The following is a 14,215-nucleotide window of genomic DNA, read 5'->3' as shown; positions in this document are numbered from 1 at the left end:
GTCCGTATTGAGGATGAAAAAGCCCGCACGCGTTGCGGGCTTTTTTCTGCCGGCTTTGCGCCCGGCCACCCGTCTCATCCCACGCTGCTACCTCGCTGTAGCATCAGTCCGCGGACTTCGCGCCCTCGCGTTGTGCCGATGCGCGAAATGCGTCGACGAGTTTGTCGACGATACGATCGAGCGCCGAGTGCTCTTCGTCGCTCAACACCGATAACAACTCCGCCTCCAAAGCCTGCCCCAGTTCGTCGCTGGCCGCCCGCGTGCGCTTGCCGGTGGTCGTCGGCCACAACTGGAAGTGACGCGCGTCATCCGGATGGATCGTGCGCCGTACCTGCTTGCGCTCGATCAGATCCGCCAGCAGCTTCGACAGCAGCGTCTTCTCGATCAAGGTCTGTTCCCTCACCGCCGTCGCCGTGATACCAGGCGCATCGCAGATGATCCGCAGCACGCGCAGAGAGCGCACATCGAAACCGCACGCCGGCTTGTACACCGCATTGGCTCGGCTGATCATCTCGGTCTTGATCAGATCCAGTTTGAACGTGAGGAAGCGCGCAAACTTCATGTCTTCGGTAACGGCGCGGGCTTTCGGCTTGGCAGGTGGCATACCGCTTGGGACTGTCGGGCTCGGGTTGGGTCGGGGGCGTCGCCCGAGCGGCGTGGATAGCCGCTCAGATCAAGCTCGATGATAGACGAAGCATGGCCGCCGCGCGCCGTTCGTCCGTAAAAGCACTAGTTGAAATTTGCAACTATTAAAGTATCTTCCGGTAACGGGATCCTCATCGCCGCGGCGAAAAAGATCTCACCTTCATCATGTTTCGAGGGATGCTGGCATGCAGACAAATGTGGAGTGGGGTGCGCTCGCGGAATCGATGCGGACGTGGCGGCGGGACATTCACCGGCATCCGGAACTGGGATTTCACGAGCATCGCACGGCTGAACTGGTCGCCGGCCTGCTGACTGGTTGGGACATCGAAGTTCAGACCGGCGTGGGCGGCACGGGTGTGGTCGGCACGATCCGGGGCACGCTGGGCGCGGGGCCATCGATCGGATTGCGCGCCGACATGGACGCGCTGCCGATGCAGGAGAAGGGCACCGTCGCGCACCGCTCGACGCATGACAACGTTTTCCACGGCTGTGGCCACGACGGCCACACGGCAATTCTGCTGGGCGTCGCGAAGCATCTGTCGGCGCATCGCGCGTTTCGCGGCACCGTCCATCTGATTTTCCAGCCCGCCGAAGAAACGTTGCGCGGCGGCTCGGAGATGATTCGCGATGGTCTCTTCGAGCGCTTTCATTGCGACGAAATCTACGCGCTGCATAACAACAACGCGTTGCCAGCGGGCAAGGTCGGCGTGCGCAGCGGCGCGATTCTTTCGGCCTGCGATCTTTTCCGGATCGACATCCAGGGCGTTGGCAGCCACGCCGCGATGCCGCACCGCTCGATCGATCCGCTGATGATCGGCGCGGCCATCGTGCAATCGATCCAGAGTATCGTCAGCCGCAATATCGATCCGCTCGACACCGCCGTGGTCAGTGTCTGCAAGTTCATTGCCGGCACCGCGATCAACGTGATCCCGGACACCGCCATGCTGGAAGGGACCGTGCGCACGCTGTCGGTCGCGGCCCAGGAACTGACGTTGAAGCGCCTGCGCGATATTTGCGACGGCGCGGCGCGTATGTATGGATGCACGGTCGAATTCGAGCATCTGCAGAGTTCTCCGCCCACCGTCAACACGCCTGAGCAGACCGACGTCGTGCGGGCCGCCGCGGAACACGTGCTGGGCGTCGACAATGTGATTTCCGACGTCGCCCCGCTGATGGCGTCCGAAGACTTCGCCTTCATGCTGCAGCAGCGCCCGGGTTCGTACTTTTTCCTCGGTCACGACGGCCTGACGTGCCATCACCCGGCATTCGATTTCGACGACGACACGGCACCGGCAGGCGCGGCGGTGTTCCTCGAAATCGTGCGGCGTCGGCTGGGTTGAGCGCACTCGCCAATCACATCTTCATGGAGATTCGCAATGTCCGCTAACCCCGTGCCATCGTCCTCGATGGTGAGAAAGGTGGTGATTGCCTCCGTTCTCGGCAATGCATTCGAGTGGTTCGACTTCGCGATCTACGGGCTGTTTGCGGCGACGATCGCGCGCCTGTATTTCCCGGCCGACAACCCGCTCGCCTCGCTGATGTTGACGTTGGCGACCTTCGGCATCGGCTTTGCCGTACGCCCGCTCGGCGGCGTGCTGCTCGGGTTGTACGGCGACCGGGTCGGGCGCAAGAAGGCACTGTCGATCACCATCGTGTTGATGGCGCTCGGCACCGGCATGATCGGCCTGCTGCCGACCTATGCCGCGATCGGCGTCGCCGCGCCGATCCTGATGGTACTGGCGCGGATGATTCAGGGCATCTCTGCCGGCGGCGAATTCAGCGGTGCGACCACGATGTTGGTGGAGTTCGCGCCCGCTCATCGGCGCGGCTTCTTCGGCAGTTTCCAGATGTGCTCGCAGGCGCTGGCATTCTCGCTGGGCGCCGCGGTGGCGTACCTGCTCACCACCCACCTCAGCGCGGCGCAACTGGAATCATGGGGATGGCGCCTGCCCTTTCTGTTTGGCATCCTGATCGGCCCGGTGGGCTGGATCATCCGTTCGAAGGTCGATGAATCGCCGGAGTTTCTTGCCTATCGCCGCAGCGCCGCGAGCGCATCGCAGAAGGCCGCGCGCACGCCGTTGCGTGATCTCGTGCGCAAGTATCCGCGCGAGATGATCTCCAGCACCGGCATCTGCGTGGTGGGCACGGTCTCCGCGTACGTGTTCGTGTTCTTCCTGCCGATCTTCGCGAAGCAGCGCCTGGGCATCGCGACGGCGGACGCGAATCTCGCGACCTTTTTCGGAACGGCCGTCATCCTGCTGGTCTGTCCGCTCGCGGGCTACCTGTCCGATCGATACGGACGCAAGGCGGTGTTGCTGCCGGGAATGGTCGGCTATGGCGTGGCCGCGTGGTTCTTCTTCCATCACTTCATCGCCGCGCCCTCGTTCCACTCGCTGTTGCTGCTGCAAGTGGGGGTGTCGTTCTTCATGAGCTTTATCTGGGCGCCCGTGCCCATCGTGTTGACGGAAGTGTTTCCGGTCGGCGTGCGCTCGACGGGTGCGGCGCTCACGTACAACCTGGCCGTGCTGCTGTTCGGTGGACTGGCGCCGTTCGTCAACACGTGGCTCGTCAAGGTGACGGGCAGCAATGCCGCGCCGCTGTACTACGTGTTGTTCAGTCTGTTGATCGGCGTGGTGAGCACACTGCTGCTGCCGCAGACCGACGGCGGCAGGGTGCGTGTGCAGGCGGCTTCGCAAGCGCGTTAAAGGCGGCATGAGCGCCGCTGCCCGGCGGCGTCGGGGCAGCGGCGGACTACGCCACCTTGTGCCTGCAATGGCCGGGCGCCGGCACGCATCAATTCCGATCAATTCCACATGAGGCGGGAAACATTGGCGCTGCGCCGTGGCGAGGGATCCGCGAGCCGGGCGCTTCGTCATCCTGATCACGAACTTGCAAAGACTGAAGAACACGACGAGACGAGGCGCGCGCCCATGCCGGACTATCGTCGCATTCGCCCACGCGCGATACTACGCGCGGGACTCGCGTGTGAAGCCGCCCAGCGTGCCGTATGAACGCCCTTGCGGGTGATAGCGGCTTGCAACGCACCGCATCGCGAGCAGACTCAACCGCTCTTTCTGCAAGGTAACGAGACGTGGCAAACGGGATTGATCGCGGTCTATCCGCAGACTGGCCTTATCCGCGCCTGGTCGCGCATCGCTGCGGCGGCACGCTGGCGCCGGAAAACACGCTGGCCGGTTTCGACGCGTGCGTGCGTTACGGCTACCGCATGGTCGAATTCGACGCGAAGCTGTCGGCCGACAACCAACTCTTTCTGCTCCACGACGACAAGCTAGACCGCACCACCAATGGCCACGGCGCCGCCGCCGAACACACGTGGCAGCAACTGGCCGCGCTCGACGCCGGCGCGTGGCACGGACCGCAATTCGCCGGCACGCGCTTGCCGACGCTCGCCGATGCGGCGCAACGTTGCGCACGCGACGGCATCGCCGCCAACATCGAGATCAAACCGTGTCCGGGCCGCGAGGTGCTCACCGGCACCCTGGTGGCAAGGGGCGCGCTGACGTTGTGGCATGGACAGACGCCGCCACTGCTGTCGTCGTTTTCGTTCGAGGCGCTTGCCGCCGCCCGCGATGCCGCTCCGTCGCTGCAACGCGGGATGCTGTTCGAAGAGGTGCCGGCGGATTGGCTGCGCATTGTGCGTGAACTGGACTGCGTGTCGTTGCACGCGAGCCACCGCTATCTGAGCGAGCCGCTGGTCGCGCAGATTCGCGCGGCCGGGTTGCGCGTGCTGGCCTATACGGTGAACGATCCGGCGCGCGCGCAACTGCTCGCGCAATGGGGCGTCGACATGATTTGCACGGATCGCATCGACAAGCTGCAACACGACATGTTGTTCGCACCGGCGAGTCCGGCCTGAGGGTTGCATGACGCGGGCGCTGAAGCGTGAGTGAAGCGGTGCGGTCGGCACACTCGCGCCGCGCAACCGCAGGCACACGCAAAAAAAGCCTGCGGGTTTTCCCGCAAGGTTTGCCTCGACGAATTCCGGATTCCCCGACAGCCCTCGTCCGGATTTCCGGAATTCCGGACGGCATTCGTGTTGCTGCGATAAAAATCTCATAAGAATCAAGGCGCTAAGATTTATATCCGCCTGGCATCGACCTTGCAAAACAAAGGGTGCGGCCGCAACGGTCCGACAACTAAAGCAAGGAGACAACGATGTCCGACTTCCCTTCCCGGTATTTCTGAATTCGTCGTCTTGTCGCGGCCTATTGCCGTGCACAGGCTGACGAATCTTCGTTCGCGTGATGCGCAGTGTGGCAGGCCTTGAGCTCATCTCCCCAAGCAGGAACCATCGTGAAGAAACCTTTCTATAAAGTGCTGTACGTCCAGGTGATCGTGGCGATCATCATCGGCATTGCACTCGGGCATTTCTACCCGAATCTCGCCGTCGACATGAAGCCGCTCGGCGACGGCTTCATCAAGCTGATCAAGATGGTGATCGGGCCGATCATCTTCTGCACGGTGGTCACCGGCATCGCCGGCATGGAGGACATGAAGAAGGTCGGGCGCGTCGGCGGCAAGGCGCTGCTGTACTTCGAAATCGTCTCGACCTTCGCACTGGTGCTCGGCCTGTTCGCCACCCACCTGCTGCGTCCGGGCGCCGGCTTCAACATCGACCCGGCCACGCTCGACGGCAAGGCGGTCGCGTCGTACGCGGCGAAGGCGCACGGCCAGACCACGGTCGACTTCCTGATGCACCTGATCCCGGACACGCTGTCGTCGGCATTCGCGCAAGGCGAGATCCTGCAAATCCTGCTGGTCGCGCTGCTGTTCGGCGCGGTGCTCGCCACGGCCGGTGAGAAGGGCAAGGTCGTGACGAACTTCATCGAAGGCCTTTCGCACATCCTGTTCGGCATCGTGCGCATCATCACGAAGCTGGCGCCGATCGGCGCGTTCGGCGCGATGGCGTTCACCATCGGCAAATACGGCATCGGCTCGCTGCTGCCGATGCTCAAGCTGATCGGCACGTTCTATCTGACCGCGATCGTGTTCGTGGTGGTCGTGCTCGGCATCATCGCGCGCTTCGTGGGCTTCAACATCCTGCGCTTCGTCGCGTACATCAAGGAAGAGATGCTGATCGTGCTCGGCACGAGCTCGTCGGAAGCCGCGCTGCCGCAACTGATGCTCAAGCTCGAAAAGCTCGGCTGCTCGCGCTCGGTGGTGGGCCTCGTGGTGCCGACCGGCTACTCGTTCAACCTCGACGGCACCAACATCTACATGACGATGGCCGTGCTGTTCATCGCCCAGGCGACCAACACCGAACTCACGTGGGCGCAACAGCTCACGCTGCTGGCGGTGACGATGCTGACGTCGAAGGGCGCAAGCGGCGTGACGGGCGCGGGCTTCATCACGCTGGCCGCGACGCTGGCCGTGGTGCCGACCATTCCGCTGTCGGGCATGGTGCTGATTCTCGGTATCGACCGCTTCATGAGCGAATGCCGCGCGCTGACCAACATCGTCGGCAACGGCGTGGCGACGGTCGTGGTGTCGGCATGGGAAAAGGAGCTGGACCGCAACAAGCTGAATGCCGCGTTGCGCGGCGACGTGGTGGTCAAAGAACCGGCCGGCGTTTAAGCCGCGCGCAGGTTCGGCCTTCTCTATAACGGCTGCGGACACCCGCGTATGAAACCGGGTGCTCCGCGTCGATCCACCGCTTTTCCGCATCGCGAAGCTGGCGACGGCGACGCGCCGCCTTATGCCACAATGTCCGATCCTGACCGATCGGACATTGCCAACGTGACGCGCCGCCTGTTGATCCTCTTCGCGCTCGTTGCCGGGCTCGTGGCGGCGTGCGCACTGACCTACAGCATCGCGTGGCAAAGCGGCATCGACAACCTGCGGCGCAACGCCGCCGTGCGCGTCGAGCGCACCGCCAGCGCGCTGAGGAGCACGCTCGAACGCTACGAGTCGCTGCCCTATCTGCTCGCCGAGCATCCCATCGTGCAGGACGTGCTGGTCGACCCAAGCCCGGCCAACGTCAAACGCGCGAACGTCTATCTCGAAGACCTCAACCGCCACGCGCGGGCCACGGTCACCTACATCATTCCGCTCGACGGCTACTGCGTCGCCGCCAGCAACTGGCGCGGGCCGGGCAGTTTCATCGGCGCGGGCTATCAGTTCCGGCCGTATTTTCTCGATGCGGTCAATGGCGGCGTGGGTCGCTTCTTCGGCATCGGCACGATTTCGCAGGCGCCCGGCTATTACATCTCGCAACCGGTGCGGCGCGACGGCAAGATCGTCGGCGTGGCGGTCGTCAAACTCGATCTCGAATGGTTTCAGGGCGCGGATGCGTCCGAGCCGCTCGTCGTCACCGACGATCACGGCGTGATCTTTCTGTCCTCGGTGCCGGCGTGGAAATATCACACGGTACGGCCGCTGTCGGGACCGGTCGCCGATTCGATCTACCAGGCGCGGCAGTACGCGCAGCAGACCATCGCGCCGCTGCCGCTGACGATCGAGCGCACGCTCGAAGGCCATGCGCAGATCGTGCGCATCGGCGGCGGCCGCTATGCGCCGCGCTATCTCGCGTCGCGCCGCAGCATGGGCATTCCCGACTGGCATCTGATCACGATGGCGCCCGTCGATCCGGTCGACGCCGACGCGCGCAAGGCGACCATCGTCACCGGCTTCGCCTACATCTCCATCGTGTTGCTCGCGTTCTATTGGCGTATGCGCCGCGCTCGCGTGCGCGAGATGATGCGCAGTCGCACGCTGCTGCAAAAGGCCTACGCGGAACTGAATCAGCGGGTCGCCGAACGCACGGTGGATCTGTCGCAGGCGAACGAACAGTTGCAGAAGGAAGTGATCGAGCGCACGCGCGCCGAGCAGGAGTTGCGCGCCGCGCACGACGAGCTGATCCAGGCGAGCAAGCTCGCCGCGCTCGGGCAAATGGCAGCCGGCATCACGCATGAATTGAATCAGCCGCTTGCCGCGTTGCGCGGTTTCTCGGACAACACGCGCGTGCTGCTCGAACGCGGCGACCAGGCGTCGGCGCGCGAGAACCTCGAAGCGATCGCGGCGCTTACCGAGCGCATGGGCAAGATCACCAATCAGTTGAAGCTGTTCGTCGGACGGGCGCGGCCGCGCAATGCGCGCGCGCCGATCATGCGGGCGCTGCGCAATGTCGTCGGGCTGCTGCAGAAGCGCTTGCAGGGCGTCGAAGTCGTGTTCACGCTATGCGATGCCGTGAGCGGCGCGCGCACGCCGCTCAGTCTCACCGACGACCATCCCGAACTGATCGCGCATTGCGACGACCTGCGGCTCGAACAGGTGCTGATCAACCTGCTCGGCAATGCGCTCGACGCGATTGCCGGCATGAGCGCGCCGCGCATCGCGATCGAGATCGAAGTCGCCGAGGCGAACGTGTCGGTCATGGTGAGTGACAATGGCCCTGGCATTCCTGACGACGTGCTGCCGCGTCTGTTCGAACCGTTCTTCACGACCAAGGAGATGGGGCAGGGGCTGGGACTCGGGCTGGCGATCTCGTCGTCGATCGCGCGCGATTGCGGCGGCACGCTGGTCGCGCGCAACGCGCCGGACGGCGGTGCATTATTCGTGTTGACGCTGCGCCGCGCGCGCGTGCAGACGAGCCACCCGGCGGACCCGCTGACCACGGGTTCCTGAATCAAGATGGAAAACGCGATGCTGAACCACGGCCTGCAAGTGCTGTATATCGAAGACGACGAACTGGTGCGCCGCGCCAGCGTGCAGAGCCTGCAACTGGCGGGCTTCGACGTGGTCGGCCATGCGTCGGTGGAAGCCGCGGCAAAGATGATCAGCGCGGATTTCTCCGGCGTGATCGTCAGCGATATTCGCCTGCCGGGCGCGAGCGGGCTCGATCTGCTCGCGCAGTGCCACGAGCGAGCGCCCGACGTGCCGGTGATCCTGGTCACCGGCCACGGCGATATCTCGATGGCCGTGCAGGCGATGCGCGACGGCGCGTATGACTTCATCGAGAAGCCGTTCGCGTCCGAGCGCCTGATCGAAACCGTGCGGCGCGCGCTGGAGCGCCGCAAACTGGTGCTGGAGAATCTCGCCCTGCGCCGTGAACTGGCGGAGCAGAACTCGGTGGCGCCGCGGATTATCGGCCGCAGTCCCGCGATCGAACAGGTGCGGCGGCTGATCGCGAACATCGCGCCGACCGACGCCTCCGTGCTGATCAACGGCGATACCGGCGCGGGGAAAGAGTTGATCGCACGCAGTCTGCACGAGCTCTCGCCGCGGCGCGACAAGCCGTTTATCGCGGTGAATTGCGGCGCGTTGCCGGAGCCGATGTTCGAGTCCGAGATGTTCGGCTACGAACCGGGCGCCTTCACCGGCGCGGCGAAACGGCGAATCGGCAAGCTCGAACATGCGTCGGGCGGCACGTTGTTTCTCGACGAGATCGAGAGCATGCCGCTCGCGTTGCAGGTCAAGCTGCTGCGCGTGCTCCAGGACGGCGTGCTGGAGCGGCTCGGCTCGAATCAGCCGATTCGCGTGAATTGCCGGGTGGTCGCGGCGGCGAAGGGCGACATGGCCGAGCACGTCGCGGACGGCTCGTTCCGGCGCGATCTGCTGTATCGGCTGAACGTGGTGACGATCGCGCTGCCGCCGTTGGGCGAGCGTCGCGAGGACATCGTGCCCCTCTTCGAACACTTCCTGCTGGATGCGGCGGTGCGTTACCAACGTCCTGCGCCGATTCTCACCGATCGCCAGCGCGCGAGCCTGATGCAGCGCGACTGGCCGGGCAACGTGCGAGAACTGCGCAATGCTGCCGACCGCTTCGTGCTCGGCGTCGCAGAAGATCCGGTCATGTCTTGCGCCGACGACCCCGCTGCCACGCAACCGTTGAAGGAGCGTGTCGAGCAGTTCGAGCGGGCGATGATCGCGCAAGCGTTGGAGCAGGCCGGCGGGGCAGTAGCGGTGGCGGCGGATAAGCTGCAGCTCGGCAAGGCCACGCTCTACGAGAAGATCAAGCGATATGGCCTGGCGGCCAAAGGGGAAGGGGAGCGGTGAGGAACGGCGCCGGCGGCAAGGCGCGGCCGGCGCGTTTGAATCAGATCGACTCGGATCGAGCTAGGGCACAGGGCGTTACGCCTTCAGCGCCTTTTCCAGCAACTGGTCGAGTTCCGCGAACTGGGGCTCGCCGACGTAACGCTTCAGAATCTTGCCGTCCTTGTCGATCAGGAAGGTGGTGGGCGTGAGCTGCACGTTGCCGAACTGCTTGGCAGCCGAGCCGTCGTCCATGGCAACCTTGAACGGCAACTGGCGCGTTTGCGTGTAGTTGGTCACGTACATCGGCGCGTCGTAGTTCATGGCAACCGCCACGAATTCGAGGCCCCGGCCCTTGAAACGATTATAGGTCTCGACCATCTGCGGCATTTCCTTCATGCAGGTATCGCAGTTCGTCGCCCAGAAGTTGACGAGATAGACCTTGCCTTTCAGGTCCGCGGTCGTGACTTTCTGGCCGGACAGCAGCGTGAAGGTGGCATCGGGCACGCGCTGCTGACCCGCAAACGCGAAGTAGCCGGCGACCGCCAGCACGATCGCCACGGCGGCTGCGATGATGTAGCGCAGTGGGCTCGCGCGCCGGGCGGCGGAAGATGGGTTGGAGTTCATGAACGGAACCTCGAGAGTCGCGCGGAACGCGCGGGCCAGTGGGTCGGTCGGGCCGTTGGGCCGGTGCTGGACAGCGTCGCTATTGTAGCCCCATTCCGTTGGCACGGCAGGAGGCGGGGCGGCAGCGGATAATAGGGTTTTACGTTCGGTCGGTCCGATCTTCTGTCCCCATGTTCAGAACTGCCTTTTGCATTAGCCGTTTCCTCGCCCGAATCCCTGCCTGCTTTTTTTTCGGTAGCCGTTTCCGAAGCGGCCTGCCAACCGATGACAACCCGCCGGTCGGCGCTGCGGACGCTGCCTCGCGCCGGCCGCGCGGGCGTAGGCTGCTCGCTGCGACTGCTTGCGCGTTGGCGCTCGGCGCCTCGTTGAGCGCCTGCTCGCCGACCTTCGACTGGCGCACCATCATGAACAACGACAACGGCTACACCGTCGACTTTCCCGCCAAGCCGGGCAACGATCAGCGGCCGGTGCAGATCGGCGGCGCGGCGATGCCGATGACGATGCAAACGGCCGAAGCCGGTAACGCGGTATTCGCGGTCGGCACCGTCATGCTGCCCGACGACCAGGAAGCCACGCAGCGTGCGGCGCTGGCTTTTCTGCGCGACGGCCTAGCTCGTAACGTTGGCGCGGCGCCCCACGCGCACGCAGTGCAAATCCCGCTTGCGGCGGGCGGTCAGGTGCTGGGTCTCGAAATGAAGCTCAGCGGTGAGGCGGGCTCGCAGCATGAAATGCGCACGGTCTACGCCCGTCTGGCGGCGCGCGGTCGGCACGTCTATCAGGCGGCAATCATCGCCGACAAACCGCTGCCGCCAGAGCAGGTGGAACAGTTTTTTTCATCGTTCAAACTTTTTTGAAGGCGGTATTTTTGGCCGATCGGGCGCGCGAGGGAACGACGTTTATAGTGAAAGTTCCTTCGCAGCATCGTGCGCTAATTCCCGGTTTACGTTGAAGTTTCCCCCATGCTCGGCGCCCCTGTGGATAACTCTGTTGAGAACTCCCCCGCTATCTGCCGCACATGCCCGTCCCGCGGGCATCCTGACAGTTCTCCCCGACTTCGGTTGTTTTAAAAAATCCAATTAAATCAATGGGTTTCGATCGAGCCCTTCAGCGCACCTTTCAGATGTATCAAAATCTATCCGAAGCGCGCATGTGTGCATAAGTCAAGTCTTGACAGCATATTTTTCTCCTCATAACGAGCCAAAAACCCGTCGGTACTGGATGGCCTCCGCGATCTGCGCAGCGCTCGGCATCGTCGCCCCTGCGAGGTCGGCGATGCTACGGGCGACCTTTAGCACCCGATAGTAAGCACGCGCTGACCATCGGAAGCGCTCGCCGGCTTCGCGCAGCAGCGCTTCGCCCGCCGTGTCGGGGCGGCAGACCTCGTCCACTTCCCGGCCGCCGAGTTCGCGATTGGTCTTGCCCTGCCGCCGCAGTTGTCGCTCGCGTGCGACGCATACCCGTCGAGCGATCGCCGCGCTCGCCTCGCCAGCCGTCGCCGACCGAGCCGCAAGTTCGGCTGGCGTGAGCGCCGGAATCTCAAGTTGAATGTCGATTCGATCGAGCAAAGGGCCGGACAGCTTGCGCAGATAACGCGCCGCGATTTCCGGCGTGCAGCGGCAGCGGCCGCCCGGGTCACCGCGCCATCCGCAGGGGCACGGGTTCATCGCGGCGATCAGCTGGCAGGCCGCCGGGAAATCCGCCTGCAGGGCGGCGCGCGAGATTGTGATGCGACCGGCTTCGAGCGGCTCGCGCAGCGTTTCGAGGACATCGCGACTGAATTCGGGCAGTTCGTCGAGGAACAAAACGCCCAGATGCGCCAGTGTGATCTCGCCGGGCTGCGGCGGATTGCGCCCACCGACCAGCGCCGCTGCGCTCGACGAATGGTGCGGCGCCCGAAACGGGCGCTGCCGCCACTGCGCCGCCGTGAAGCCAGCCCGGCTGGCGGATAGCAAAGCGGCAGAACTGAGCGCCTCGTCGTCGGTCATGGGGGGCAGCAGGCCCGGCAGGCGGGCGGCGAGCATCGATTTGCCCGCGCCGGGCGGTCCGATCAGCAACACGTGGTGCCCGCCGGCCGCGGCAACTTCGAGGGCGCGGCGCGCGCCGCGCTGGCCGATCACGTCGGCCATGTCGGGCACGGCAGCGGGCGCGCTTTCGGCGAGGTCGGGCGCAGCGACGGGAGAAAGCCGCGCATCGGGCGCTCCGGCGAGGTGGGCGCAGAGCGACGGCAGGTCGGCGGCGCCGTAGACATCGACGCCGGGCACGAGCGCGGCTTCCGCCGCGCTGGTGGCAGGGAGATAGAGCTGCGGAGTACGCTCCGGGGGGAGGGGGGCCACGGTCGACTCTCCGTGGATCGCGGAAGATGAGAAGCCGCCGCCGTACGCGCCGCGCTGAGCCGCGCCGCTGCGCGCCGTCCCGCACGCCATCGCGAAAGCGCCGCGCATCGGCCGCAGCGCGCCAGTCAACGATAGCTCGCCGGCAAACTCCCGATACAGTAGGGATTCAACGGGAATCTGCCCGCTCGCCGCGAGGATGCCCAACGCGATCGGCAGGTCAAAGCGGCCGGATTCCTTCGGCAAATCGGCGGGGGCGAGATTGACGGTAATACGTCGGACAGGGAAGTCGAAGCCGCAGTTTTGCAGGGCTGCGCGCACGCGCTCGCGGCTTTCGCGCACTTCCAGATCAGGAAGCCCGACGATCGAAAATGAGGGTAATCCATTTGCGAGGTGAACCTCGACAGTAACTTCGGGCGCGCGGCCAGAGGCCGGCGCGCGACTGCGCACCACGGCAAGCGACATATCTTCTCCCGTCGGACGGCACGCCGGAGGCGCGCGCAAGTCCCCTAAAACGCTGATGACGTCACGGCTCGCTTGCCTGTGATGGGCAGCACTGCACAGCTGGTGCGCTACAAGCGATGCGTTAAGGCGTTGGTGAGGCGACCGGCAGCTTCTGTTCGAGTTCGGCGACGCGGCGCTCCAACTCTTCGAGGCGGGCGCGGGTGCGTACCAGCACTTGGGTCTGCGTATCGAATTCCTCGCGCGTCACGAGGTCGAGTTTCGAAAAGCCCTGCGACAGCATGGCCTTCACATTGCGTTCGACGTCTTTGGCCGGCGAGTTCTTGAACAGCTCGCTCATACGAGCCTGAAAGTCATTGAAAACATCGTTTGGTTGTTTCATGGTGTTCCCCTTTGTGCACAAAAAATGTGCATATTTCGTTACGCCTGTGCTTTGTCATCACGCATGGGCCGTCTTGGTGCGTCCCAATTTGCGTGCCGCTGCGGCATGAGCGCCTTTGGTGCGTCGCCCTCGCGTTTAAACCTTCGAACACTCTAGCAACGATCCATACGCCGCGCCAGCGTGCCCGGCCATCGTTAGCCATCCGGCCAAGGCCGCTTGCGCGCCTTTCCTGGCGCGCGCGGTGCGCAGTCTGACACAACATGGCATGCGAGTTGCTGTTACTGCCCCGCGCGCACTGCCGGACGCTTTTCGCCGGCAGAGGGATGAGACCAAGGAACGGGTTACGGGTACGCAAAACGGTTACGCAACGGGTTACGCAACTTAGCGAGGGATTTCATGAAGCTCATTACCGCAATCATCAAGCCGTTCAAGCTCGATGAGGCGCGCGAAGCCTTGTCGGCCATCGGCGTCTCGGGCATCACGGTGACGGAAGTCAAAGGCTTCGGCCGCCAGAAGGGCCACACGGAGCTGTATCGGGGTGCTGAATATGTCGTCGATTTCCTGCCGAAAGTGAAGATCGAGGCAGCTGTCTCGGACGACATCGTCGACCAGGCGATCGAGGCGCTCGAACGCGCAGCGCGCACCGGCAAGATCGGCGACGGCAAGATCTTCGTCACGCCGATCGAGCAGGTAATCCGGATTCGCACCGGGGAGACCGGCGCGGACGCTCTGTAACACGAAAAGATAGCGACACAGATAGCGATAAGAGGAAACGAAA

12 protein-coding genes are annotated in these 14,215 nt (G+C 64.2%); 8 read left to right on the top strand and 4 right to left on the bottom strand.

Features of this window, described 5'->3' with window-relative positions; translation table 11 throughout:
- Positions 1-103: 103 nt before the first annotated feature.
- Positions 104-562, bottom strand: a complete 459-nt coding sequence (locus HV770_RS25800) for a MarR family winged helix-turn-helix transcriptional regulator (RefSeq protein ID WP_175164280.1) — start codon at positions 560-562, stop codon at positions 104-106.
- 268 nt (positions 563-830) lie between these two features.
- Here HV770_RS25800 and HV770_RS25795 point away from each other — a divergent pair, with 268 nt between their 5' ends.
- From HV770_RS25795 to HV770_RS25770, 6 genes are all read left to right on the top strand, one after another.
- Complete coding sequence (locus HV770_RS25795; protein WP_246291159.1) at positions 831-1,985, top strand: M20 aminoacylase family protein; 1,155 nt, start codon at positions 831-833, stop codon at positions 1,983-1,985.
- Positions 1,986-2,021: 36 nt separating this feature from the next.
- A complete protein-coding gene (locus HV770_RS25790) occupies positions 2,022-3,350 on the top strand; it encodes an MFS transporter (protein ID WP_175164278.1) in 1,329 nt (442 codons plus the stop codon).
- A 386-nt stretch (positions 3,351-3,736) separates the two neighbouring features.
- Positions 3,737-4,522 carry a glycerophosphodiester phosphodiesterase gene (ugpQ, locus tag HV770_RS25785; RefSeq protein ID WP_175164276.1) on the top strand — a complete coding sequence of 262 codons (786 nt, stop codon included), beginning with the start codon at positions 3,737-3,739 and terminating at the stop codon, positions 4,520-4,522.
- A 437-nt stretch (positions 4,523-4,959) separates the two neighbouring features.
- Positions 4,960-6,240, top strand: coding sequence for a dicarboxylate/amino acid:cation symporter (locus HV770_RS25780; RefSeq protein ID WP_175164274.1), 1,281 nt, complete (start codon positions 4,960-4,962; stop codon positions 6,238-6,240).
- Positions 6,241-6,288: 48 nt separating this feature from the next.
- Positions 6,289-8,289, top strand: coding sequence for a sensor histidine kinase (locus HV770_RS25775; RefSeq protein WP_175164272.1), 2,001 nt, complete (start codon positions 6,289-6,291; stop codon positions 8,287-8,289).
- 18 nt (positions 8,290-8,307) lie between these two features.
- Entirely contained in the window at positions 8,308-9,660 is a 1,353-nt protein-coding gene (locus HV770_RS25770) for a sigma-54-dependent transcriptional regulator (RefSeq protein ID WP_175164270.1), read from the top strand.
- Positions 9,661-9,735: 75 nt separating this feature from the next.
- Here HV770_RS25770 and HV770_RS25765 read toward each other — a convergent pair whose 3' ends face one another.
- Positions 9,736-10,263, bottom strand: a complete 528-nt coding sequence (locus HV770_RS25765; RefSeq protein WP_175164268.1) for a peroxiredoxin family protein — start codon at positions 10,261-10,263, stop codon at positions 9,736-9,738.
- A gap of 170 nt (positions 10,264-10,433) precedes the next feature.
- Between HV770_RS25765 and HV770_RS25760 the strand changes: the two genes are divergently transcribed.
- Entirely contained in the window at positions 10,434-11,117 is a 684-nt protein-coding gene (locus tag HV770_RS25760) for a hypothetical protein (RefSeq protein WP_425497478.1), read from the top strand.
- Positions 11,118-11,450: 333 nt separating this feature from the next.
- Here the strand turns inward: HV770_RS25760 and HV770_RS25755 are convergent, their stop codons facing one another.
- Together HV770_RS25755 and HV770_RS25750 are read right to left on the bottom strand one after the other, a co-directional pair.
- A complete protein-coding gene (locus HV770_RS25755) occupies positions 11,451-13,058 on the bottom strand; it encodes a YifB family Mg chelatase-like AAA ATPase (protein WP_175164266.1) in 1,608 nt (535 codons plus the stop codon).
- Between the two features lie 121 nt (positions 13,059-13,179).
- Positions 13,180-13,437: an accessory factor UbiK family protein gene (locus tag HV770_RS25750; protein WP_175164264.1), complete on the bottom strand. Its 258-nt coding sequence runs from the start codon at positions 13,435-13,437 to the stop codon at positions 13,180-13,182.
- A 396-nt stretch (positions 13,438-13,833) separates the two neighbouring features.
- On the opposite strand from HV770_RS25750, the gene HV770_RS25745 reads away from it, so the two are divergent.
- Positions 13,834-14,172, top strand: coding sequence for a P-II family nitrogen regulator (locus HV770_RS25745; RefSeq protein WP_006048089.1), 339 nt, complete (start codon positions 13,834-13,836; stop codon positions 14,170-14,172).
- Positions 14,173-14,215 lie beyond the last annotated feature (43 nt).

It is taken from the genome of Paraburkholderia fynbosensis, from assembly GCF_902859935.1.
In the GTDB taxonomy this organism is placed as follows: Bacteria; Pseudomonadota; Gammaproteobacteria; order Burkholderiales; family Burkholderiaceae; genus Paraburkholderia; species Paraburkholderia fynbosensis.
This window is presented reverse-complemented; position numbering and strand designations above follow the sequence as displayed.

Coding starts and splice junctions, on each gene's coding strand:
- HV770_RS25800 (WP_175164280.1), bottom strand. CDS start 562: ATGAAGTTTGCGCGCTTCCTCACGTTCAAACTGGATCTGATCAAGACC.
- HV770_RS25795 (WP_246291159.1), top strand. CDS start 831: ATGCAGACAAATGTGGAGTGGGGTGCGCTCGCGGAATCGATGCGGACG.
- HV770_RS25790 (WP_175164278.1), top strand. CDS start 2,022: ATGTCCGCTAACCCCGTGCCATCGTCCTCGATGGTGAGAAAGGTGGTG.
- HV770_RS25775 (WP_175164272.1), top strand. CDS start 6,289: ATGAAACCGGGTGCTCCGCGTCGATCCACCGCTTTTCCGCATCGCGAA.
- HV770_RS25770 (WP_175164270.1), top strand. CDS start 8,308: ATGCTGAACCACGGCCTGCAAGTGCTGTATATCGAAGACGACGAACTG.
- HV770_RS25765 (WP_175164268.1), bottom strand. CDS start 10,263: ATGAACTCCAACCCATCTTCCGCCGCCCGGCGCGCGAGCCCACTGCGC.
- HV770_RS25760 (WP_425497478.1), top strand. CDS start 10,434: ATGTTCAGAACTGCCTTTTGCATTAGCCGTTTCCTCGCCCGAATCCCT.
- HV770_RS25755 (WP_175164266.1), bottom strand. CDS start 13,058: ATGTCGCTTGCCGTGGTGCGCAGTCGCGCGCCGGCCTCTGGCCGCGCG.
- HV770_RS25750 (WP_175164264.1), bottom strand. CDS start 13,437: ATGAAACAACCAAACGATGTTTTCAATGACTTTCAGGCTCGTATGAGC.
- HV770_RS25745 (WP_006048089.1), top strand. CDS start 13,834: ATGAAGCTCATTACCGCAATCATCAAGCCGTTCAAGCTCGATGAGGCG.